This window comes from Streptomyces phytophilus, from assembly GCF_013870535.1.
In the GTDB taxonomy this organism is placed as follows: Bacteria; Actinomycetota; Actinomycetes; order Streptomycetales; family Streptomycetaceae; genus Streptomyces; species Streptomyces phytophilus.
Window position 1 is genome coordinate 1 of sequence record NZ_JACBXC010001728.1, and the last position, 1,017, is coordinate 1,017.

The following is a 1,017-nucleotide window of genomic DNA, read 5'->3' on the forward strand; positions in this document are numbered from 1 at the left end:
TGCCGCCGACGGCGGTGCCGACGTGTCGCGGCGGCTCTTCGTCGCCCGTACCGTCGCGATCGGCGCCACCGCCGTCGCCGCCGGGACCGTCGCGTACGGGGCGTACGGCGTGCTGGGCCGCGCGCCCCGGGTGAAGAACGTCTCCGTCCCGCTGACCAAGCTGCCCGCGTCCGCCCACGGCTACCGCATCGCCGTCGTCAGCGACATCCACCTCGGCCCCGTCCTCGGCCGCGGGCACACCCAGCGGATCGTCGACACCATCAACTCCCAGCGCCCCGACCTCGTCGCCGTCGTCGGCGACCTCGTCGACGGCTCCGTCGACCACCTCGGTACGGCCGCGGAGCCGCTGGGGCAGCTGGAGGCGCGCGACGGCTCGTACTTCGTCACCGGCAACCACGAGTACTTCACCGGCGCCGACGGCGCCGCCGAGTGGCTCGACCACCTCCGCGAACTCGGCCTGCACCCGCTGGAGAACGCCCGTACCGAGCTGGCCGGCTTCGACCTCGCCGGCGTCAACGACGTCTCCGGCGAGGACGTCGGCAGGGCCCCGGACTTCGCGCGCGCCCTCGGCGACCGCGACACCTCCCGCGCCTCGGTGCTGATGGCGCACCAGCCGGTCGTGATCCACGACGCGGTCGACCACGGCGTCGACCTCCAGTTGTCCGGTCACACGCACGGCGGGCAGATGTGGCCGGTCACGTACATCGCCGAGGCGGCGAACCCGACGCTGGCGGGGCTGGAGCGGTACGGCGACACGCAGTTGTACGTCACCCGCGGCGCCGGGGCGTGGGGGCCGCCGGTGCGGGTGGGGGCGCCGTCGGACATCACGATGGTGCGGCTGGAGTCGCCGCGGGCGTGAGCGCGGGGGTACGGGCGGTCCCGTAGCCCCGCGCCCTACGTCTCCGCCGCCAGCACCCGGCACAGCGCCGCCAGCGCCCCCGGGTACAAGTGGTCCGGCGGCGTCCCGTACCCCACCACCAGCGCCTCGCCCCGCGCCCCCGGCGCCTCCCCCACCGG

The 1,017-nt window shown here is 75.6% G+C and carries 1 protein-coding gene; it reads left to right on the plus strand.

Annotated features, from left to right (window positions below; all coding sequences use genetic code 11):
- The coding region (locus tag H5J30_RS35565; protein ID WP_181791912.1) for a metallophosphoesterase at positions 1 to 859 on the plus strand (859 nt) is incomplete at its 5' end.
- Positions 860 to 1,017 lie beyond the last annotated feature (158 nt).